At 64.1% G+C, this 21,280-nt stretch carries 15 protein-coding genes; 2 read left to right on the top strand and 13 right to left on the bottom strand.

Annotated elements, in window-relative coordinates:
- Position 1 precedes the first annotated feature (1 nt).
- The 8 genes from FYB76_RS11255 to FYB76_RS11220 form a co-directional block, all read right to left on the bottom strand.
- Positions 2-835 (bottom strand): IclR family transcriptional regulator, encoded by an 834-nt coding sequence (locus tag FYB76_RS11255; RefSeq protein WP_167386276.1) that lies wholly within the window; start codon positions 833-835, stop codon positions 2-4.
- An 18-nt stretch (positions 836-853) separates the two neighbouring features.
- The gene (locus FYB76_RS11250) at positions 854-1,741 is read right to left on the bottom strand and encodes an alpha/beta fold hydrolase (protein ID WP_154133685.1); all 888 of its coding nucleotides are present in this window, start codon (positions 1,739-1,741) and stop codon (positions 854-856) included.
- Positions 1,742-1,758: 17 nt separating this feature from the next.
- Complete coding sequence (locus FYB76_RS11245; protein ID WP_154133684.1) at positions 1,759-2,295, bottom strand: cupin domain-containing protein; 537 nt, start codon at positions 2,293-2,295, stop codon at positions 1,759-1,761.
- Positions 2,296-2,354: 59 nt separating this feature from the next.
- The gene (locus FYB76_RS11240) at positions 2,355-3,125 is read right to left on the bottom strand and encodes an SDR family oxidoreductase (protein ID WP_088753447.1); all 771 of its coding nucleotides are present in this window, start codon (positions 3,123-3,125) and stop codon (positions 2,355-2,357) included.
- Positions 3,126-3,161: 36 nt separating this feature from the next.
- A complete protein-coding gene (locus FYB76_RS11235; RefSeq protein WP_206601731.1) occupies positions 3,162-4,031 on the bottom strand; it encodes an ABC transporter permease in 870 nt (289 codons plus the stop codon).
- 2 nt (positions 4,032-4,033) lie between these two features.
- Positions 4,034-5,029, bottom strand: a complete 996-nt coding sequence (locus FYB76_RS11230; RefSeq protein ID WP_088753446.1) for an ABC transporter substrate-binding protein — start codon at positions 5,027-5,029, stop codon at positions 4,034-4,036.
- 55 nt (positions 5,030-5,084) lie between these two features.
- On the bottom strand, positions 5,085-5,870 hold the full coding sequence (locus tag FYB76_RS11225) for an ABC transporter ATP-binding protein (protein ID WP_088753445.1): 786 nt from the start codon (positions 5,868-5,870) through the stop codon (positions 5,085-5,087).
- Between the two features lie 702 nt (positions 5,871-6,572).
- Entirely contained in the window at positions 6,573-6,770 is a 198-nt protein-coding gene (locus FYB76_RS11220; RefSeq protein ID WP_154133683.1) for a hypothetical protein, read from the bottom strand.
- A 408-nt stretch (positions 6,771-7,178) separates the two neighbouring features.
- On the opposite strand from FYB76_RS11220, the gene FYB76_RS11215 reads away from it, so the two are divergent.
- Positions 7,179-8,303, top strand: coding sequence for a sterol desaturase family protein (locus FYB76_RS11215; RefSeq protein ID WP_154133682.1), 1,125 nt, complete (start codon positions 7,179-7,181; stop codon positions 8,301-8,303).
- Here the strand turns inward: FYB76_RS11215 and FYB76_RS11210 are convergent.
- On the bottom strand, positions 8,290-10,893 hold the full coding sequence (locus FYB76_RS11210) for an EAL domain-containing protein (protein ID WP_158214884.1): 2,604 nt from the start codon (positions 10,891-10,893) through the stop codon (positions 8,290-8,292). The genes FYB76_RS11215 and FYB76_RS11210 overlap by 14 nt on opposite strands.
- Positions 10,894-11,196: 303 nt before the next feature.
- On the opposite strand from FYB76_RS11210, the gene FYB76_RS11205 reads away from it, so the two are divergent.
- Positions 11,197-12,381, top strand: coding sequence for an MFS transporter (locus FYB76_RS11205; protein ID WP_195724618.1), 1,185 nt, complete (start codon positions 11,197-11,199; stop codon positions 12,379-12,381).
- Here FYB76_RS11205 and FYB76_RS11200 read toward each other — a convergent pair.
- The 4 genes from FYB76_RS11200 to FYB76_RS11185 form a co-directional block, all read right to left on the bottom strand.
- Entirely contained in the window at positions 12,378-13,859 is a 1,482-nt protein-coding gene (locus FYB76_RS11200) for a TolC family protein (protein WP_154133680.1), read from the bottom strand. The two genes, FYB76_RS11205 and FYB76_RS11200, sit on opposite strands and share 4 nt — an antisense overlap.
- Positions 13,849-15,192 (bottom strand): HlyD family type I secretion periplasmic adaptor subunit, encoded by a 1,344-nt coding sequence (locus FYB76_RS11195; protein ID WP_088753440.1) that lies wholly within the window; start codon positions 15,190-15,192, stop codon positions 13,849-13,851. Before FYB76_RS11195 ends, FYB76_RS11200 begins: the two co-directional genes overlap by 11 nt.
- Positions 15,189-17,363, bottom strand: coding sequence for a type I secretion system permease/ATPase (locus tag FYB76_RS11190; RefSeq protein WP_154133679.1), 2,175 nt, complete (start codon positions 17,361-17,363; stop codon positions 15,189-15,191). Before FYB76_RS11190 ends, FYB76_RS11195 begins: the two co-directional genes overlap by 4 nt.
- Before the next feature lie 104 nt (positions 17,364-17,467).
- A complete protein-coding gene (locus tag FYB76_RS11185) occupies positions 17,468-20,785 on the bottom strand; it encodes a calcium-binding protein (protein WP_229296947.1) in 3,318 nt (1,105 codons plus the stop codon).
- Positions 20,786-21,280 lie beyond the last annotated feature (495 nt).

The following is a 21,280-nucleotide window of genomic DNA, read 5'->3' as shown; positions in this document are numbered from 1 at the left end:
CTCAGCCCCGCCACATGTTGACGACCTTGGCGCCGCCTTGCGGAGCGTGGTCCAGCAGGCGGGACAGTTCGGCTGCGGTCTCGCGAACGCGGGCCACGATGATGTCGAGCTGGCTGGCATCGATGTGCGGCGAAGGGATCGTGGCGCCCATGGCGGCCACCACGTTGCCGGAGTGATCGCGTACCGGTGCGGCGACGGTGGAGATGCTGGTTTCGAAGAAACCTTCCTGCAGGACGAAGCCGCGTTCCTTGTCGGCCTGCACCATGTCGAACAACTCGACCACGGTCTTGGGGGTGTTGCTGGAAAAGACTTCCAGGTGCTCTTCCGGATACAGGGCGCGCAGTTGCGGCAGGCTCAGGTCTTCCAGCAGCACCCTGCCCAGCACGGTGGCATGCGCCGGCAGACGGGTGCCGACGTTGACGTGGCTGGTGAATGCGGTCTGGGTCACCGACTTGGCGACATAGACAATGGAGCGGCCATCGCGCACGACCAGGTTGCAGGAGTAGCCGATCTCGTCGCGCAGGCGGTCCAGCAGCGGGCGGCCGATCTCGGTCAGTTCCAGCGAGGCCAGGTATTCGAAGCCCAGGCGCAGCACCGACATGCCCAGGCGGTAGTCGCGCCCGCCATCGGCGCGCTCGACAAAGCCCATGCGTTCCAGCGTGGCCAGCAGGCGAAACACCGTGGAGCGCGGGATGTCCAGACGACGCGCCAGTTCGGGCGCGGACAGGGTCTTGTCCTGGCGGCTGAATTCGCATAGCAGGCGCAGGCCGCGTTCCAGGCCCGGGACGGAATACTTGTCTTGCGACTCTTCTTCTGGCATCACTGGTTTGTTCATGATGATTTTCTGTTTTATTTAATTGGTTGAGGTGAGTTGCGCGCTGACCAGCGCAGCAAATTGCGACGGCTGCTCGATATAGCAGGCATGGCCGGCCGCGTCCACCAGCTTGAAGGGAAGTCCGAACTGCCTGGCCAGCCCTTCACTGGCCTGCGGGGTGGTGACGATGTCCTCGGTTCCGCACGCCACCGACAACCCCCGTCGTGGTGCAGCCTGCAGGTAAGGCGCGATATCGTCACCGCACAACAATTGCACGGCCTGGGTGTAGCCCGATGCGTCCAGCCGCTGCATGTTCCAGCGCACCCAGGCGTGGTCCTGCGCGCTGGCGTGGGCCGACAGCAGGCGTGTCGGCTTCTGCGCCATGCCGGCGATGCCCAGTGTGTACAAGGCAGCCAGGCGCTCTTGCCGCACCTGCTGCGCGCGCTCTTGCTTGTCGGCAGCACCGTAGCCCAGCGCCGGATCGGCCAGCAGCGTACGGCGTGCGCGACCATCGCCATGGGCCAGGTAGGCTGCGGCCATCAGCGCGCCCAGGGAATGGCCGACCAGCACGCACTGCTCGACCTCCAGCGCCTGCAACATGTCCTGCAGGCGCGTTGCATAATCGACCGCCGTGGGCTGGCTCATCGTCAGCGGTGTCGAACGGCCGTAACCGGGCGCGTTCCAGGCGATCACGCGGGCCTGCGACGCCAGCTTGAGCGCGCACTGCAACCACGAGGGCGCGCCCGAGCTGATGCCATGCAACAGCACCACCACCGGACCGCTACCGCAGCTGCGGTAGCTGACACGGCCACCCGGCACCTCGACGCTGCCCTCGGTGAAGCGGCTATCGAGCAGTGCCAGCGGTTCGCGCAGCGCCTCGTCGCAGCTGGCTGCGGTGACGGGGGCGATGGAGGTGTCAGGATGCATGGTGTCGTTCTCTGCAATCAGCGCTTGACGGAGGTCAGCGGATGATCCGGCGGATAGGTCGGGGTGATGGGTTTCTTGGCACCCAGCATCACGCACATCAGCGCGTCTTCGTCGCCGATGTTGATCTCTTCGCGATACACGCCCGGCGGCACCGAGACCACGTCACGGTCGGTGAGGACGGTCTCGAAGCGCTCGCCATCCTTTTCCAGCACCAGCTTGAGCTTGCCGCGCAGGACGAAGAACACTTCTTCCACGTCCACGTGCAGGTGCGACGGGCCTTCGTGGCCGGCCGGGATGATCATGGTCGAGAAGGTGAAATGCTCGGAGGGAATGACGTTGGCGTCATGGGCCACACCCGTGCCGCCGGTACCGATGTAGCGCATCTGGGCGCGACGGTACTTGGGGTCGTAGTCGGCCTGGAACTTCAGTGCGTTCCAGTCATACTTGCGGGTGGACAGGCGCGCCACGCGCGACTCCATCCAGTCAGCGAAGCTGGCGCCGGCGGGGCGATCCCAGCTGCGGCCCATGTTTTCCTGTTCGGACATATCGGTCATGCTTTTTCTCCTTGAATGGGTCCGGAATGATCCGGGTTGATCTGGCAAGAGGTAAGTCTTCAATGCATCACGAAACCACCGTTGACCGCCATCACCTGACCGGTGAAGAAGCGCGCCATGTCCGACAGCGCGAACACCACCGCGCCGCAGACATCCTCGGGCAACTGGTCGCGCCGGATGGCTCGGCCGTCGAGGTAGTGCTGGTGCCGCGCCTGCGGTACGTACTGGGTGGCTTCCACCAGCGTCAGGCCCGGTGCCACGGCATTGACGGTGATGTTGTCGGCGCCCAGCTCGCGAGCCAGTGAACGGGTCATGCCGATCACCGCACTCTTGCTGGCCACGTAGGCCAGCAGGTTGGGCGCGCCCCACAAGGGAGTATCGGACGACAGGTTCACTACCGCACCGCGCCCCGAGGCACGCAGCGACGGCAGGCAGGCATTGGTCATCAGCCAGGTGCCGCGTACGTTGACATCCATGACGCGGTCCCACATGTCTACCTCCAGCTGCTCGCTGCTCTTGCCGCCTGAGTTGGTGATGGCCGCGTTGTTGACCAGGCCGTCGAGTCCGCCCAGCCATTTGGTGGCGGCCGCTGCGCAGGCCTTCACCGAGGCCGCATCGGCCAGGTCCAGTGCGAAACCTTCGACCTGCAGGCCGCGCTGTTTCAGGGCGGCCACGGAGGCTGCCAGTTCTTCCTGGAGGATGTCGGCCATGGCCACCTTGGCCCCGGCGGCGGCGATGGCGTCCACGAACGCCAGGCCGAGGCCGCGTGCCGCGCCAGTGACCAGAATGCGTCGTCCCGCCAAAAGTGTCGCCGTGCTTGCTGCTGACATGTGCGTGCTCCTGTTGCGCTGGTTGAGTGGTTCGATTCAGACGGTGCTGGTATTGGCCTTGGGCAGGTAGTGCAGGACCTTGCGTTCGGCCCAGACCACCACACCGTAGGTGACCACACCGATGAGGGTCAGTGCGACGATGGAGACGAAGACGGCAGCAGTATTGCCCTGTCCTTCCCCATCGACCAGCAGATAACCCAGCCCCTGGTTGCCGCCCACCAGTTCACCTACGGTCACGCCGATGACCGACAGCGTGGAGGCGATGCGCAGGCCCGAGAACAGCGCCGGCAGTGCCGAACGGAACTCGACCAGGTGGAAGATCTGCCAGCGGCCGGCATTGAGCGTACGCACCAGGTTGACCATGTCGGGATCGACGGTACGGATGGCCGAGAGCACGTTGATCATGATCGGGAAGAACACGATCAGCACCGCCACGATGATCTTGGGATAGATGGTGTAGCCCAGCCACATCACGAACAGTGGTGCAAAGGCCACCTTGGGCGCGATCTGCAGCGCCAGGATATAGGGCGAGAGCATGGCCTCGGCACGCGGCGAGAGGCCCAGCGCGACGCCGACGGCCAGGCCCAGCAAGGCGCCGAAGAGGAAGCCGAACACCACTTCCATGGCGGTGATGCCGAAGTGCTGCAGCAATTGCGCGTTGTTCCACATCACCACCGCTTCACGCACCACCTGCATGAAGTTGGGCAGGATGTATTCGGGCATGCCCAGCATGCCGGGCCCCCACTGCCAGGCGGCGATGAACACCACCAGCAGCGCCAGGCTGCCGCACACCGTGCGGGCCTTGTCGTTCATCAGCGGACGACGCCCCGTCGGCTTGATCAGATCGGGCGAGGACGTTGGCTCGGGACTGGACATGGTCAGGTCTTTGGCTGTGGTGGTATTCATGATTACTTGGCGACTCCGACGAACTGGTTGGTGAAGAGCTCGTTGACCGGCGTGGCCTTGGTGACGATGCCTTCGCTGACGTAGAACTTCTGGACCGCTTCCATGCGCGCCTGGTCGATCTGGCCCAGGGTCTTCTGGTTGGCATAGACGTACTTGTTGTACATCTCGAAGGTGGCCTGGATGCTGGCTTCCTTGCCCTTGTAAGTGGGCAGTGCGGCGACGTAGTCATCGGCCGCGGCCTTGGGATCCTTCATGATGTCCTGCATGCCGCGCAGGGTGGCGCGCACCAGGCGTTTCAAGAGTTCCGGGTTCTTCTTGATGGTGTCGTCGGAGGCCAGGATGGCCTGCGCCATGCTCTTGAAGCCACCGTTGTCCAGCAGTTCGACCTTGGCGCCGGCATCGGTAGCGTTGACCACCCAGTCGGGCACACCGGCGAAGGCCTGCGACTTGCCCGAGGTGTACAGCTGCCAGACGCCGGAAGGACCGGCGGCCTGGATCTGCACGTCGGTCTTGGACAGGCCGGCGGTCTTCAGGCTGCCCAGGAAGGCGTAGTAGGTGGTATCGGTATAGGACATCACGGTGACGGTCTTGCCCTTTAGGTCCTTGAGGCCCTTGATGCCATCGGCCGGGTTGGCAGCGACCATGGTCACCGAACCGGCGCCCAGTACGGCGATGGCCTTGACCGGAATGCCGTTGGCGCGAACCACGATGGGGGTGTCGCCAATGGCACCACCGATGACGGCATTGCCGGCGCCGATCTGCTTGGCCACGTCCACGCCGCCCTTGGCGACGATAAAGCTGACTTTCAGGTTTTCATCGGCGTAATAGCCCTTGTGCTGGGCCAGCACCCAGGGAGCGAAGGCCGGCGAATTGGGTGGCGCGGGCAGCAGGTAGGTCACTTCTTCCGGAGCGGCATGCGCGGCCATGGGCAGGACGGCGGCGCCCATGGCCGCGACCAGGGCGAATGCACTACAGGCGGATGCGAACAGGTTCTTCATGTTTCTGGCTCTCCCTTGGGGTCTCTCTGTTGACGGGTGAAGATGCAGCGTGAAATCAGTGCAGCTCGGCGGTCTCTTTGCCCACCTTGAGCAGTTCCATCAGGCGCCCTTGCAAGGGGCCGATCTCGGGCAGCTTGCGGCGCTCCAACGGGTTGTCGCGGAACGGCAGGTCCACCACGATTTCCTCGACGATGGTGCCGGGACGCTCGCTCATGACCAGCAGACGGTCCGACAGGGCGATGGCTTCCACCAGGTCGTGGGTAATGAAGAGCGCGGTCTTCTTCTTTTCGTAGAGCATCTTGGCCAGATCCTGCTGCAGCACCATCTTGGTCTGGGCATCCAGGGCCGAGAAGGGTTCGTCCAGCAGCAGCACCTGCGGGTCCACCGCCAGCGTGCGGGCCAGCGCGGCGCGCTGGCGCATGCCGCCGGAGAGCTGGTATGGGTAATGCTCTTCAAAGCCCTTGAGGTGGCACTTGGCCAGCAGCTCGTCGGCGATGCGCCGGCGCTCGGCCTCGCGGATGCCGTCGATTTCCAGCCCCAGGGTGACGTTGGCGCGGATATTGCGCCAGGGCATGAGCAGGTCCTTCTGCAGCATGAAGGCGACCTTGCGGACCGGCTTGGTCACGCGCTCACCGCCGACGAAGACTTCGCCTTCGGTGGGCAGGTACAGCCCTGCTCCCATGTTGAGCAGGGTGCTCTTGCCACAGCCGGAGGGACCGATGATGGAGACCACCTCGCCGCTCTTGATGGACAGGTTGACGTTGGTGACAGCGGCGCGCGCTTGCGCCGTCTGGCGATCGACAAAACTTTTGCCGACCTTGCGGAATTCGATTTCGATCATGTTGCCTCTGCTGATTGCCATAGCGCGCTGCTGCGCCCCAGCTATTCTTCCCGGCTGCCGTCTCTGCGGACGGGTGCCTCCTGCCGGGCACCGAAACGTTCCATATATGAAACAGCAATTTATATATGGGAGATATTCGTAGCCAATATAGCAGATATCTCGAAACAAAATGACTTATTTTGTTTCATATATGAACTGATGGTTTATATAAAAATCGTTTTCTGCCTAAAAGCAAACGGCGTGCCAGGCTGGAACACCAGATCTCATCGCTTTTCCCGGCTGGGAACTCACCAAAGACAGGCATGCAGCGCCGACCTGGTGAGCGATTTGCACCGTATCAGCACCTGTCGCGAAGCCGATACAGCATGGTGCGCGGGAAATGGAGACGCTGGCCTGAATACTCTGCTGGATGAAACAGGTAGGGGATCGACGGGGGAAGCTGCCTCATACGGGGGGCAGCATGAAGAAACGATGGAGCGAAGAGCAGGTCATTGGATTGCGCCAAGAAACCTGAGCCGGTCTCAAATTGGCCGAGCCGTGCCGGATGCATGGCAACAGCGACGCGAGGTAATAGGGATTCAACGCGCGGCGGGAATTGTGCAACAGTTCATTTGAGTACGTTCATGGAGGCATTGCCTACGCAACTGCGCCGGCCAGTTTGCCTGCCTGGCGCTTGAACTCTTCAGGAAACAGCCGATCCGGTCACCACCACCAACGCCAGCCGGCCGTCACCCCGCAGGAACGACTGGCCGCACCGAAATGGAATTGCGCTTGGCTGAACAGGTTGGAGGTATCGGAGAGCGGGTAGGTCGCACCCACGCCGAGTCGCAGCAGATTGCGCGCGGTGCCGCCACTGATCACGGAAAAACTCTCTCCGCTGGCATTTGACGAAAGCAACATTGACAGCGTCCGCATCCGAGTTGAAGCGGTGGCGTCCGCACCGCCGGAGGCGGACTGGCCGAGCTCACTGAGAAACCATCAGGCCATCGAATGCACAGGTGTGCTTGAAGAAGCGACGCGCAAGGCGATGAGTTCGGCAATGGTCCCGTTGTCCATTGCGGGAAAAGCTGCCCGTCGACGCATTTACGATTTCAGTTTGCAAACGGGAAGGACAGCGCGTGGCCCAATGCTGCCGCCACCTCCAGAATGTATGGATACAATCAGCTCATGTTTCCATACAAATCAAGATAAAGCCGACGCACACCGTCCGCACCGCTTTTACATCAAAAGCCACCGCGCCAGGAAAATATTCCCGGGTAGCGGCATACTTGCGGGTTCGTCGGCCCCTGCTTCACCTCTTCAAGCCCCATGGAAACCATCATCGTCTACGCCATCCCCGTATTCCTCCTGCTCATCGCAGTGGAATTCGGCTACGGCTACCTGCGCCAACGCAATACCTATCAACTGGCCGACTCCCTGGCCAGCCTGTCGCTGGGCGTCATCAGCCAGCTGGTGGCGCTGGTCACCCAGATCTTCCAGGTCGGCCTGTATTTCCTGGCCTACCGCGTCTTCGCCATATTCCCGGCGGCGCGATTCTGGCACGGGGCGCTGGGATGGATCACGGCCATCCTCCTGTTCGACTTTTTCGATTACTGGCTGCACCGCTTCGGCCATGAAAATGCGCTGGGCTGGGCGGCCCACTCCGTGCACCACCAGAGCCAGCACTTCAATCTCTCCACCGCTCTGCGCCAGGAAAGCACCGTCATGCTGCTGGGATGGATCTTCTATCTGCCCATGGCCATCCTCGGCGTGGAGCCAGAGCAGTTCGGGATCGCGGGACTGGTCGTGCTCATCTACCAGTTCTGGATCCATACCGAGCACGTGGGCAAGCTGGGCTGGTTCGATCGCGTGTTTTCGTCGCCGTCCAACCATCGCGTACACCACGCCGTGAACGACCAATACCTCGACAAGAACTACGGCGGCATGCTGGTGATCTGGGACCGCATGTTCGGTACCTTCGCCGAGGAAAAAGAGCCGGTGGTCTACGGCACCCGCACACCGTTGAACAGTTGGGATCCGCTATGGTCGATTTTTTCCGGCTACCAGCAATTGCTGCAGAACGCTGCCCAAATGCCACGCTGGCAGGACAAGCTGAAAATTTTCATCAAGCCGCCCGGATGGCGTCCCGCCGGGATGGCGGCACCTGCCCCGTTCGACCTCGACGCCGCGCGCCGGCGTTACGAGACCGAGCTGCCGACGCTGGCACGATGGGCCTCGGCATTGCAGTTCCTCTTGCTGCTGGGCGCAGCCGCGGCGGTGCTCTGGCTGGCCGATGGTCAATCTTATGGTTGGCTGCTTGCCACCAGCGTGGCCCTGCTGGCCGGGTTCTGGGCGCTTGGCGCGTTCATGGAGCGTCGTCTTGGCGCCGCGCTGCTGCTGGCAATCGACGTCGCTGCGGCGGGCGTGCTGGTCTTTGCGCTCATGGCGGCATGACTGGCTGGCCCCGGGTACCAGCGTCAGGCTCTCGCCGCATCCAGGCCACCAGCGCCTGCGCCTCCATCGGCCGCGCGAACAGATAGCCCTGCACGAACTCGCAGCCCATGGCGCGCAACAGTTCGGCCTGCTCTTCGGTTTCCACACCCTCGGCCACGCAGTGCATCTGCTGCGACCGTGCGATGCCGATGATGGCGGGCAGCAAGGAGGAAGCCCGCCCTTCTTCGGTCACGCGCAGGATGAAGGAGCGATCCAGCTTCACGCAATCGAAATCATAATTGTGCAGCGTCGACAGCGAGGAATAGCCGGTACCGAAGTCATCCAGGCACAGTCCAAACCCGTAGGCACTCAATTGCCGGAACTGCGCCTGCAGGTGATGGGCATCATCGATCAGCAGGCTCTCGGTCAGCTCCAGGGTAATACGCGGCGGCGCCACGCCAGCGCTCAAGGCAATGTCGCGGACCTGCTCGAAGAAGTGTACGTTCATGGCCTGCCGCACCGAAACGTTCACGTGCGCCGTGAAATCCTCCGGCAAGAGCCCCTGCGCCTGCCACTGCGCAACGTCAGCTGCGACCTTGCGGAAAGCCAATGCACCCAGTTGCGAGATACGCTCGCTGCGCTCAGCCAGCGGAATGAATTCCGCTGGCGAAACCGGGCCGAAGGCTGGCGAATGCCAGCGCATCAATGCCTCTACACCGTGCAAGGCGCCGCTGCGCAGATCGCAGATGGGCTGGTAGACCATGCTGAACTCGGCCTCCAGCGTGGCCGCATCCATGGCCGCCAGCAGTGCCTGCACCCGTTCTTCGCGTGCCAGCATGGACGGCTGGAACACGCAGTACCCGCCACCACCCGGCTGCTGCGCCTGGCGCAGTGCGACGGCAGCATTGGCCAGGCTTTTTTCCATGGCGGCCTTGTTGCGCTGTGCGCAAACGCTCACGCCAATACTGAGGAACACGCGCACCTCTTCTGCCCCGCCGGTGGCCAGCACCAGTTCGGACTTGCTGCGCAGGCGCAGCAGCATGTCTTCATGTTCGGCAGGCGCGCCAAGCATCACCACCGCGACGCGGCTTTCGCTGTAGCGGCAACGGACCAGCCGCTGGGCGGCAAAGTCGCCCCATACGGGAGCCACCTGCTGGCACAGGCTCTGCCACAGGTGACGCAGGGCAACCTTGTTGAGGGTATCGGCCAGCACCATGTAGTTGTTGATCTCCACCATGCAGACCGTGGCCTGCTCCCACGCGCTCTGCTCCAGCCGGTCGGCTGCCCCGATGAGGCTCAAGAGTCCGCTTTCCTGGTCGCGATCGACCTGGTCGCGCAGTTCGCGATACAGCTTGTAGAGATTGCCGGCCATGCGTTCCACCGCATCCTGCACCGAGACGATCTCTTCGATGGCCCAGCCCTTGGGATAGAGCAGATCGAAGCGATGCGTACCACTGGCCTCGCGGAAAGCCACCTGCTCGGCCTGGTGGCGCAAGCGCATCAACGGTGAGGTGATGCTTCCGCGATACAGGCGGATCAGGACCAGGCCGCCCGCGAGCATGACCGCCAGTGCCACCCAGCTGATCCAGAAGATGCCATCGAAGACCGAGAGCAATTCCGAGCGGGACGAAATCACCAGCACCCGGTAACCGGCCAGCTCGGCAGGCGCACCGTCGATCTTGGAGAGGGGCTGCTGGTAGATCAGGAACTTGCCGTTGGCATCGGTCTTGAGGTTGACCATGCGCGAGCGGTCGGCCAGGCGCGCGATGGCCAGCTCGGTGAAGCGCGCGCGGCTGCCGGGCGGCTGGTCAATCAGGAAGCGCTTGTCGGCGGCACTGAGCCGGTCCGATTGCAGCAGTACGCGTTCGTTGTCATCGACGATGAAGATCCCGGCCACCAGCGACTGCTGGACCGCCGCATCCAGCAGATGCTGCAGGCGCGCCTGTGAGAGATCGACCGCAATCACGCCCTGGTCCTCCGGGGAGCGATTGACGGGGCAGGTCATGGAGGCATTCCACTGCGCATCGGCCCCCATGCTGAAGTAGATCGCGGAGACCTGCGGGCATTCGGCAGTGGCATTGACGTACCACGGCCGCTGGCGGGCATCGTAATCGGGTGTGACCGAGAGTGGAGTGAGGTGCTCGCCATCCGGGCGCTGGTCGAAATGCTGCAGGCCGGGATGTGCGTCATCCTGCAGGTAGTAGTCCAGGCTGCCATGGCCCTTGAGATTGACGGCAATCAGCTGGCCCCGGTTGTTGCCGAACTGGATGTAGGAAAAGCGGGGTTCCTCGGCATTCTCGCGGCGCGCCAGCGCTTCGATGAAGCGGGCCAACGGACGCAGGTCTCCATGCAGGGAGATCGAGGATTCCAGCATCAGGCCCTGCATCTGCTTGATGAAGACGCCGCCGGCCAGGTATTCGGAGCGAAAGCCCTCGAGCACGCGATTGAGTTCACGTTCCAGCAGCGGCTGCACGATCTTCTCTTCCAGGTCGTGCTGCAACCAGAAGAAGCCGGCCGCGCCAAACGCGGCCAGGCACGCAATGAAACAGATCAAGGCGCCGACGATGAGCTGCCCGATCTTCCATTGATGATCTTTGTTGAGAAATCGCATTCCTGCTTCCCCGCCCCTGGTCCGTACCCGTTCAATCGGCCAGTTCGCCGCACCGGCATTCATCGTCGCTCGTGAGCTTCTTCGAGCTTGCCCGGCGTTCCGGCACCGCGCCCTCCAAGCGCTACGTTAGCAGCGTTGCCGTAGCCGAATCTATCAGGAAAAACATGATTCCGTATCTTTTCCTACAATCATGCCTTTGTGACCTTGATGCCTGCCTGCAAGTGCGCACGCCCTGCGACGTCGCCAGGCTCATGCCGCTTTTCTTATTTTTCTCCCGGCCAGTCCGGTACCGCGATCTCGTCCATGAATGCCCTTGCCGCCCTGCTCCTGCTGACCGCCATCCAGATCGCCACCTCCTTCGCCGCCACCGCAGTCCTGACCGTCTCGCCCCTGCTGGCAGACACACTGGGCATTTCCGCCCGCTGGGTCGGGGTCTACACGGCCGTGCTCTACGCGGCGGCGGCCTGCTCGTCGATCTGGTTCGGCAACCGCGTCCACCGCCTCGGCGCGTTCCAGGCCAGCCGCTGGTGCCTGGCGCTCTGCGCCTCGGGCATGCTGCTCATCGCCAGCAGCCATGTGGCCGGCGTGCTGGTCGGCAGCGTGCTCATGGGCCTGGGCTACGGCGGCATCACGCCGGCCAGTTCGTACTTCCTGAGCCAAGGCGCGCCGCTGAAACATCGCAGCCTGCTGTTCTCCATCCGGCAAAGCGGCGTGCCGGCCGGTGCCGCACTGGCCGCCGTGCTGGTGCCGGCCATGGTGCAGCACCTGGGATTGCCTTGGGCTTTCCTGGCTCCAGGCATCATGGGCCTGCTGGCCGCAGTCGCCTTCACCGCACGTTCTGCGCAGGAGCTCCGCCACACGGCGCAGTCTGGCAGCGCGGCCAGCACACAGGCCAGTGTCTGGTCGCTGCTGGCGACCCATCCGCCGCTGCGCATGCTGGTGCTGGTGGCCTTTGTTTTTTCCGGGCTGCAGGTCACTACCCTGGCCATGCTGGTGCCTTTCCTGCATGGTTTCCAGCAGATGTCCATTGAGCAGGCCGGACTGCTGCTCACGCTCCTGAACCTGGTCGGCGTGGTCTTTCGGCTGCTCTGGGGCCGCTGTGTCGACCGGGGCATGCCGGCGCTGCGCATGCTCGCCCTCTCCGGCCTGCTTGGCGCGCTGGGCTTCGCCATCCTGGCGTGCGCGGCCTTCAGCGTGGTGGCGCCGTTCATGCTGTTCGTGGCAGCGGCAGCCTTGGGTGTGGCGGTGGTGGCGTGGAATGGCGTGCTGTTTTCCGAGATCGCCATCCTGGTACCGCGTGAGGAGGTCGGCCGGGCCACCGGACTGTGCGTCTTCGCCGGCTTTGTGGGCGTCGTGGTGATGCCGACCGCACTGACCCTGGCCATCGAGCAACGTGTGGCCAGCGGCCTGGTCTTCGTCCTGGGCGCCATGCTGTCCCTGCATGTCGGCTGGCTGACCTGGCGCCGTGCGCCGCGCAAGGGTGCCTAGGGCCTGGCGGGGGGCTTCAGTGGTGCACTGCTGGTAGCGAAACTGCTGCGCCCCATTTCACCTGCATTGGCCAGCAGCCGCAGTCGCGCCGAGCGCCAGTCCGACAGGCAGCGGATGCGTTCTAGTTCTGCCTCGCTGAGCACGGATTGCGCATTGAGCATTTCCACGATGTCGGCGGCGCCCGCATCGTATTTGCGCCGTACCGACTCCACCGCCCGTTGCGCCGCTTCCAGCAGGCTGCGCGAAGAAGCCATGCTGCGCAAGGCCGTGGTCGCATCGGCATAGGTAGTGGCGATGTCGCCCAGCACCTGCGCCTGGACATCGCGCAACTCGGCTTCGCGCAGCTCGACCTGGGCTTGCGCGCCATCGATCTTGTAGTTGCGTGCAAAGCCCTCGAACACCGGAATGTTGAGGTTCAGGCCCACCACCGTTTCACGGTCGCCGCGACTGCCACCCGCCTGGTTGGGCCGGCCATTGATGAAGCGGCTGGCGCTCAGGTCCAGCGTTGGCAATCCCTCCGAACGCGCCACCTTGACCTTCTCGCGCGCCGCTTCCAACTGGGCGCGGGCCGCCAGGATCCCGGGGTGGTATTGCCGTGCCGATTGCAGCCAGCCGGGCAGGTTCTGCTCCAGCCCGAGCGGATCTTCCTCGACCTCGGAAGACAGCGTCAGTACCGGCACATCGCCCGCCTGGTCCAGCAAGCCCAGCCCCACCGCCAAGGCCACCAGGCTGCGCTTGTGCTGACCAACGGCGCGTGCCAGTTCCAGTTCAGCCTTGGCCACGAAGCTGCGTGCCTGCAGGGTCTCGGGCAAGCTGCCCACGCCGCGCTGTTCCCGCTTGATGGCAGTGGCCAGCACTTGGTGCGCGAGCTGCAGCGCACGCTCACGCGCGTGCTCGGCCGCCCGCGCACTGTGCGCCTCGTAGTACAGGCCGACCGCCGCGGCCATGGCCTTCTGCAGGGTCGCATCCTGGCTGGCCGAGGCGGCCTGCAACAACACATCGGCAGCGCGCTGGTTGGCGCTGCGTCCGCCGAAATCAAGCAGACGCCAGGTCAGTGTGGCATAGAGCGTGCCGACCGAGCGGGTGCTGCTGCCCTGCTCCGCGCTGATGCCGTCACGGTAGCGGCTGGCACCTGCATTGAGGGTAGGCAGGTAGGCAGCGCGCGCCTCGCCCAGTTGCGCCGCCTGCAGTTTGATGCTGGCCCAGGTGGCCTGCACCTGGGGCTGGTGGCAAAGCGCCAGATCCACCGCGTCGGCCAGGGTCAGAACCTTGCCGGGACCAAAGCTGCTGCTGGTGCAGACCATGCCCTGCTCATCGCCCGGCATCAGCTTGCCCCGGTCCAGTTCAGGCGGCCGCGCCAGCAGGGGATCGAATGGCGCAGGCTCGCCGTTGCAGGCAGGCATCGCCGCCAGCAACGCGGCCACCATGCCCATGGCGGCCAGCCAGCGCGGGCAACGGGGCGCAAGATCAACGCTCATGCAAGGCCTCCTTCTGGTGACGCATCAGCGGCGAGAGCGCATATTCGATCACCCGGCGACTGCCCGTGCGAATGCCCACGTTGACCGCCAGCCCCGCCGACAGCGGCAGCCGGCGGCCTTCCACGTCGAGGCTGTTGCGCTCCAGGGCGATGCGGGCGGAGTAGACCAGGCCCTTCTTCTCATCCTGGATGGCGTCGCGCGAGACAAAGACCACCCGCGCCGGGACGGTGCCGTACTTGGTGTAATCGAAGGCATCGACCTTCACCTCGACCTGCTGGCCGACCTCCACGAAACCCACGTCCTTGTTCTCGATCTGGGCCTCGATCTCGATGTCGCCGCCTTCTGGCACGATCTGCATGAGCGGCTGCGTCGCCGCGACCACACCGCCGACGGTGTGCACCGCAAGCTGCTGCACGGTGCCCGTGACCGGCGCGGTCAGGCGCAGCAGATTGCTGTGTTCCCCGGCACGGCGCTGGTCCTGGCGGGCGCTCTCGATGATCTTCTCGGCTTCGATCCGGCTATCGTGCGCCTCCTTCCGGGTCTGGGCCAGCAAGGCCGCACGCTGGTTGCGGGCATCGGCCAGCTGCCCTTGGAGATCGATGCGTGCCTGTTCCTTCTCCAGCCAGGCGTGACGCGACACGCTGTGGTCGGCGCTCAGGTCCCGGTAGTCGCTGGCACGCCGCGTGGCCAGGCGCAGTGCGGCATCGTAGCGGACGACCTCATCGTCCAGCCGGGCCAGACGAGCGCGAAAGTCCTGGTACTGCCCCTGCAACTGGCGCTGCACCGAATCCCATTGCGTTGGCGTCACCTCTGCCACCGTCTCCAGCTGCGGTGCGCGCAGCTGCTGTACCGCGTCCATCATGGCCGCCGCGCGCGCCACCTGCAGGCGCGCCTGGGCCAGCATGTCGGCCGCCTTGTCGCGCTCGCTGTCGCTGCTGGTGGCGTCCAGTTCGATGAGCACCTGCCCGGCCTGCACATGCTGTCCCTCGCGCACCAGCAGTGCGCGCACGCTGGCCACCTCGACCGCGGCGATGGTCTTGCTGCGCCCGGCCGGAATGACCTTGCCATTGGCGCTGACCACGATATCGATATGCCCGATCAATGACCACGCCAGTGCCAGCACCACCATCGCCACCAGCAGGCGCGCCGTCCAGCGCAGGCTGGCGGAATCGGGGGCCTCCTGCAGCGACAGGGCCGCCGGCAGGAACTCCGCCTCATCTTCGTTGAACAGCCCGGCGGGGTGCTGGTGACGCCCGCGCCAGGCTTGCAGGAAGCGGCGGCCGTAGCGCTGCCACAGGGCCATCCAGGCCTGCGAACGATAATGCATGCTCATGCCGATTCCTCCCTGGACGACTTGCCGGCCTGCAGTGCATGCAGATGGGCATAGATGCCGTTGGTCAGGCCCACCAGTTCTTCATGGCGACCGCTTTCGACCACATTGCCGCGCTCCATCACCAGGATGCGGTCGGCCTCGCGCACCGCCGACAGGCGATGGGCGATGATGAGCACCGTGCGACCGGCGCAGATCTGGCGCATGTTGTCCTGGATGATCTTTTCGGATTCATAGTCCAGCGCGCTGGTGGCTTCGTCGAAGATCAGGATGCCGGGATTGCTGATGAGCGCGCGGGCGATGGCGATGCGCTGGCGCTGGCCACCGGAGAGGCCCGTACCCTGCTCGCCGACCAGGGTGTCGTAGCCCTCGGGCAGTTCGCAGATGAAGTCATGCGCACCTGCCAGCCGCGCGGCGGCAATCACTTCCTCGATGGAGGCAGAGGGATCGACCAGGGCGATGTTGTCGCGGATGGAGCGCGAGAACAGCGTGTTCTCCTGCAGCACCACCCCGATCTGCTGGCGCAGCGATGCGGTGTCGATGATGGCGATGTCCTGCCCGTCCACGCTGATGCGCCCGCTCTCGCAGACATAGAGCCGCTGTACCAGCTTGGCCAGGGTGCTCTTGCCGGAACCGGAACGGCCGACGATACCGATGACTTCCCCCGGTCGGACCTGCAAGGACAACCCGCGGATGACCTCCGGCGTCTCGGGACGATAGCGGAAGCTCACCCGCTCGAAGGCAATCGCCCCGCTCACGCGCGGCAAGCGGGTACGATGGCCGGCGACCTCGCTACGGGCATCGAGCACGTCAGCCAGCCGACTCATGGAGATGCCAACCTGCTGGAAGTCGTTCCACAATTGCGCCAGCCGCAGGATGGGCGCGGCCACCTGCCCGGCCAGCATGTTGAAGGCCACCAGCTCCCCGACCGACAGCTTGTTGTCGACCACCTGCAATGCCCCCAGCCACATGATGCCCACGCCAACCAGCTTGCTGACCAGACTCACCCCGCCACTGGCCAGCAGACTGATGTTGGTGGTGCCCAGGCCGGCGGCGACGTAAGCGGCCAGCTGCTGGTCCCACTTGCGCTGCCAGTGCGGCTCTACCGCCATGGCCTTGACGGTATCCATGCCGGTCAAGGTCTCCACCAGGAAGGACTGGTTCTCGGCGCTCTTGTTGAACTTGTCGTTCAAGCGGGCGCGCAGGACCGGTGTGAAGATCAATGACAGCAACAGGTAGACCGGGATGGAAGCCAGCACGATGAGGCTCAGCGGCACGCTGTACCAGAGCATCACCGCCAGGAAGATGAAGGAAAACACCAGGTCCAGCACCAGCGTCATGGCATTGCCGGTGAGGAAGCTGCGGATGTTTTCCAGCTCGCGTACCCGGGCGATCGAATCGCCCGCGCGGCGTACCTGGAAGTAGGCCAGCGGCAGGCTCAGGAGATGGGCAAACAGGCGCGCCCCGAGTTCCACATCGATCTTGCTGCTGGCCCTGGCGAAGATGGCGGTACGGATACCAGTGAGCAGCGCCTCGAAAATGGTGGCCGCGATCAGCCCGACGGCAATCACGTTCAGGGTCATCATGGCATGATTGACCAGCACCTTATCCATCACCACCTGGAAGAACAAGGGCGTGACCAAGCCGATGACCTGCAGCACCAGCGAGATCAGCAAGACCTCGCCCAGCACCTTGCGGTACTTCACCACGGCCGGGATGAACCAGGTGAAATCGAAGCGCGAGGCTTCGCCGGCATAGGTCGCCTTGCTGGCCATGAGGATGATCTTGCCGCTCCAGAAGGCCACGAACTCCGCCCGCGACATCACCTGCGGCGGCTGGCCCGCCTGCTGGACCAGCACGCGCACGGCCGGGCCCGCCTGGCCGGGCTCCGACTCGATCTTGGCCAGCACGAAGAAGCGGCCCTCGTGATCGACGCCGATGGCCGGCAAGGGCGTGCGTTCCAGGCGCGAGGGATGCTGGCGGATGCAGCGCGCCTTCATGCCCAGCATGCGTGCGGCCAGCAGGATGTTCTGCTCACCGAAGGGCTGCCGGCCGAAGCGGTGCCTCAATTGCTGCGCATCAGCGGCAATGCCGTGCAGCTTGGCCAGCATGATCAGGCACAGCAAGCCGCTGTCCATGACCGCCTGGCCGGGATCGTTATCGCTCTCGTTCATAGGATTCCCGAAGAGGAGTAGATGACTGTCGTCCTGCCCGATTAGCACCCGGCGCGCAGCGGCCGCCCAGCCTGGGGCAGGCGCCGCGCCGATGATCCTGCCGCTCAGTGATTGACCGTCAGCAGCACCTTGCCGCTTGCGCTGGCCTGGCCGTTGCTCCACTCGGTCTGCAAGGACGCAGGTGGCGCGAAGCTGGCCATGGCCTGCACCAGCGGGGCCACATCGGTGTCGTGGAGCGTGTTGCCATCGGCGGTACGGATGCGCTCGACGTGATGGTCGGTGCCGCTGCTGCCATCTGCGAACCAGTCGCTGATGGTGAGGCGGTCGCTGCTGCCCATCACGTCGATCTGCAGGTCCTGGCCGACCTGGCTGAACCAGAGGTTGGTCTGCTTGATGTCCTTGAACTGCAGCACATCCTGGTTGCCACGCGTGGCATCGTTGTCGTTGATCTGGTCGCGGCCATCGCCACGGGCAAAGACATAGGTATCGTTGCCGGCGCCGCCGATGAGGAGATCGTCGCCAGCTCCGCCGGTGAGGGTGTTGTTGCCGCGATTGCCGGTGAGGACGTTGTCCAGCGCATTGCCGGTGGCGTCGATGTTCTCGTTGCGGACCTTGATCGGATCGCGCGTATAGACCATGTTGGCACCGTATGCGTCAGCCACTTGGCGCATGTCGTCGGCTGACAGGTAGCGATTGGCATCGGCGGCTTGGCCGCGTCCGGAATCGGCGATATAGAAACCGAGCACGTTGCCGCTGTCGGCATCGCAGGCCACGCCGGTGACCGTCACCACGTGGTTGAGCACGCCGCCCTGGATGTAGTCAGGATCGCCCCACAGCTTGCCCGCGTTGACGGCGATCAGGACGCCACGGCCATCCTTGAGCAGGCTGGCCAACCTGGCCTGGTCATACCCGTTGCTGTACTCCGCCTGCAGGCCAAAGCTCTTGAGCAGGTTCACCTGATCGTACTGATTGCAGCCCCCGCGCGTTGCGTCGCTGCTGCCTTGCGTACGGCACCAGCCATTGGCGATGGCGCGCTTGACCACATCGGCCTCGGTCTCCTGCAGGCCGGACATGATGCAAATGTTGGCCACGCTGGTCTCGCCGCAGGTTCCCTTGTAGCCGGGCACTTCGTCGCCCTGCGAATAATCCAGGTCATAGTTGTGCGGGAAACCGTACACCTGCGCCGCCTTGCCGTTGATGGTCTCGGCCTGCGCGCTGGTGCTGTCCATCAGCGTCAGGTTTTCCAGGTGGTCGCCCAGGGTATGGCTGATCTTGGAGAGGACCGTATCGATGCCTTCATTCGCCAGTTCCACCACCTTGTCGCCGACGTTATCGACCACATAGATATCGTTGCCCTTGCCACCGATCATGGTGTCGGCGCCCTGGCCGCCGTCGAGCCGGTTGTCCTGGCTGTTGCCGGTGACCAGGTTGTCAAGGGTGTTGCCAGTACCATTGAAGTTGCCGCCCTCGGCCAGGTGCAGATCTTCCACATCGGGTGTGAGCGTATAGCTGCAAGAGGCAATGACGGTGTCATGGCCTTCGTTGGGGTTCTCGACCACGGTGTCGCCGCTGCAATCGACGACATAGATATCGTCACCCTGGCCGCCTTCCATGTAGTCGCTGCCGGTGACGCCGTCAAGCAGGTCGTTGCCCACGCCACCATACAAGGAATCGTTGCCGGCGCCCCCGTAGAGCAGGTCATCGCCACCAATGTCATTGGTGGCGGCGCCGTAGGCATGCATGTAGTCACCGTAGAGCACATCATTGCCGTCGCCACCTTGCAGGACATCGTTGCCAGCGCCGCCATAAAGATGGTCGTTGCCTTCGTCGCCATAGAGCTTGTCATCGCCATCGTCGCCATAGAGGTTGTCATCACCCGTGCCGCCCCATAGCTGGTCATTGCCGAAGCCGCCCGAGATGCTGTCGTTACCTGCACCGCCCACGATCTGGTCATCGTCTGTCTGGCCGGCTTGCAGGCCCTTGACGCCCTTGAGGATCAGGTCATTGCCATACAGCTGGTCATCGCCGTCGCCACCCCAGATGCGGTCATTGCCCATGCCAGCAAAAATGCGGTCGTTGCCGGCACCGCCCGAGAGCAGGTCGTTGCCATCATCGCCCACCAGTTGGTCATCGCCGTTCTCGCCATAGAGCTGGTCGTCGCCTTCCTTGCCCCACAAGAGATCTTTGCCATCACCACCCCAGAGGATGTCATCGCCCTTGCTGCCATTGATGAGGTCGTCACCGCCACCTCCGGCCAACTGCCGGAAGGGTCCGGACTGGACGTTGACGTTGTAGTTGGAGGTACCCAGGTTGGGATCGAGCAGGTCATTGCCATCGGTGCCGACCAGACAGCCAGGGCAGTTGTTGAGCGCCTTGACCTGCCCCGGTCCGAAATTGACCGTGCGGCCATCATCGAGCTTGAAGGCGTTGCCATCGTCGCGCAGCGCGCGGAAATTGCTGTCGGGGACCGGCGGTTCTGCCGGTGCGGCGACATAGACCGCGGCCGGTGGTGCCACATAAGCCGTCGGTGCGGGGGCGATCGCCGGTGCAGCCGACGGCGCAGGAGCTGACGCTGAAGGCGCGGGTACAACCGGCGCGGCCACCATTGCGGGAGCGACCACAGGTAGCGCCGGTACGACGCGGGGCGCGGGGGCAGGCACTGGCACCGGCGTGCAGATCGGCGGTGTGACCGGCGCAGGAATGAGCGAGGACACCGGCACCGGAACGCAATCGGAGATGAGGATCACATCGGGAGGAAAAGCGTCCGCCAAGGGAACCAGATCGGTCGTCCAGTACGTGGGGCGGCCCGGCGTCTTGCCGGGATTGGCCTGCGGCGGCGCGGTCTGCACGACCGGACAGGCCACGGGGTCTGCACCGGTACCTGAAGAGACCGATGCCGGCATCACCGCCACGGGCATGGCTGGACAGGCCTGCGGCGGTACAGCTGCCGGTGCCGATGGTGCAGCATCCGCTGCGGACCAGGCCGGCTCGGCCTCCTGCGGCTTGATTGGCAGCAGCCCGGCCGGCGGCGTCGTGGAGTGCACCTTGACCAGATCGGCCTGCGCCACCTCGGAGGAGCCCGCCTCGCTCCAGGCAGGCAAGCCGGTTCTCGGCATTCCCGGCGTGCTCAACGCAGGCAGAGCCTGGTCCTGCTCCGTCTTGGCGCGCACGGCCTGTTCGCGCCGTCTGGCGCGGACCGTGTGCGCCGCCGGAGCCGACGCGGCCAAGGAATTGGGCGCGGCGGTCTGGTCCATCCCGAAGGCCGAAATGGGCGTGACGCCCTCCTCGGCCACCAGCGCCGAGCGGGCAAAACTGGCGGTACTGGTGATGGCAGCCGGGGCCGGCTTGCGCACACGCGAAGACGGGGCCAGTGGTGCAGAGGCCAAGGCCGAGAGGCGATTGGGCGCAATGGTGATGGTCATGGTGTTTTCCCTGAGCGATGTCAATCGAAGGCAATGACACGCATCGAGCTTGTTGTCGGGACACGGTCGCATTCTGTGGACGGCATCACTGTCGTCCCGGCGCCTTTGGCCTCATCTCGAATTTGTTCGTATCAAAGCTCGTAATTTTTCTTCCCGCGCTCATTCAACCCCGAGCTCGCCGTGGCCGGCAATCGCACCATGGTGCTGCGAAAGGGGCAGCCGCGTATCGCCCTTGCGGCGCCGCCTCTTGCCCATGTGAAAGCTTCTTCAGCATCGTCTTGCATCACCAGGCCGGACGGAAACGATTTATATGAATAAATCTGCGCCAACCTGGCACCCGTAAATCAGCTCTGCCCTGGCGAAAGGAAAAACGGCCTAGCATATTTATCCGGCTGACCGCAATCCTCCTGATTCCCAATGTGACCAATCCGCCCTTGTGGTTTATTGTTTGATTCAGTAGATTGACGAAAAAAAGCAAAGTCCGAGAGACACCCT

It is taken from the genome of Herbaspirillum sp. CAH-3 (assembly GCF_009668275.1).
In the GTDB taxonomy this organism is placed as follows: Bacteria; Pseudomonadota; Gammaproteobacteria; order Burkholderiales; family Burkholderiaceae_D; genus Herbaspirillum; species Herbaspirillum aquaticum.
The sequence above is the reverse complement of the archived record's forward strand: the minus strand, read 5'-3'. Positions and strand labels throughout refer to the sequence as shown.

Excerpts from the sequence above, each read along its gene's own strand:
- FYB76_RS11255 (WP_167386276.1), bottom strand. The coding sequence starts at position 835 with ATGAACAAACCAGTGATGCCAGAAGAAGAGTCGCAAGACAAGTATTCC.
- FYB76_RS11250 (WP_154133685.1), bottom strand. The coding sequence starts at position 1,741 with ATGCATCCTGACACCTCCATCGCCCCCGTCACCGCAGCCAGCTGCGAC.
- FYB76_RS11245 (WP_154133684.1), bottom strand. The coding sequence starts at position 2,295 with ATGACCGATATGTCCGAACAGGAAAACATGGGCCGCAGCTGGGATCGC.
- FYB76_RS11240 (WP_088753447.1), bottom strand. The coding sequence starts at position 3,125 with ATGTCAGCAGCAAGCACGGCGACACTTTTGGCGGGACGACGCATTCTG.
- FYB76_RS11235 (WP_206601731.1), bottom strand. The coding sequence starts at position 4,031 with ATGAATACCACCACAGCCAAAGACCTGACCATGTCCAGTCCCGAGCCA.
- FYB76_RS11230 (WP_088753446.1), bottom strand. The coding sequence starts at position 5,029 with ATGAAGAACCTGTTCGCATCCGCCTGTAGTGCATTCGCCCTGGTCGCG.
- FYB76_RS11225 (WP_088753445.1), bottom strand. The coding sequence starts at position 5,870 with ATGATCGAAATCGAATTCCGCAAGGTCGGCAAAAGTTTTGTCGATCGC.
- FYB76_RS11220 (WP_154133683.1), bottom strand. The coding sequence starts at position 6,770 with ATGTTGCTTTCGTCAAATGCCAGCGGAGAGAGTTTTTCCGTGATCAGT.
- FYB76_RS11215 (WP_154133682.1), top strand. The coding sequence starts at position 7,179 with ATGGAAACCATCATCGTCTACGCCATCCCCGTATTCCTCCTGCTCATC.
- FYB76_RS11210 (WP_158214884.1), bottom strand. The coding sequence starts at position 10,893 with ATGCGATTTCTCAACAAAGATCATCAATGGAAGATCGGGCAGCTCATC.
- FYB76_RS11205 (WP_195724618.1), top strand. The coding sequence starts at position 11,197 with ATGAATGCCCTTGCCGCCCTGCTCCTGCTGACCGCCATCCAGATCGCC.
- FYB76_RS11200 (WP_154133680.1), bottom strand. The coding sequence starts at position 13,859 with ATGAGCGTTGATCTTGCGCCCCGTTGCCCGCGCTGGCTGGCCGCCATG.
- FYB76_RS11195 (WP_088753440.1), bottom strand. The coding sequence starts at position 15,192 with ATGAGCATGCATTATCGTTCGCAGGCCTGGATGGCCCTGTGGCAGCGC.
- FYB76_RS11190 (WP_154133679.1), bottom strand. The coding sequence starts at position 17,363 with ATGAACGAGAGCGATAACGATCCCGGCCAGGCGGTCATGGACAGCGGC.
- FYB76_RS11185 (WP_229296947.1), bottom strand. The coding sequence starts at position 20,785 with ATGACCATCACCATTGCGCCCAATCGCCTCTCGGCCTTGGCCTCTGCA.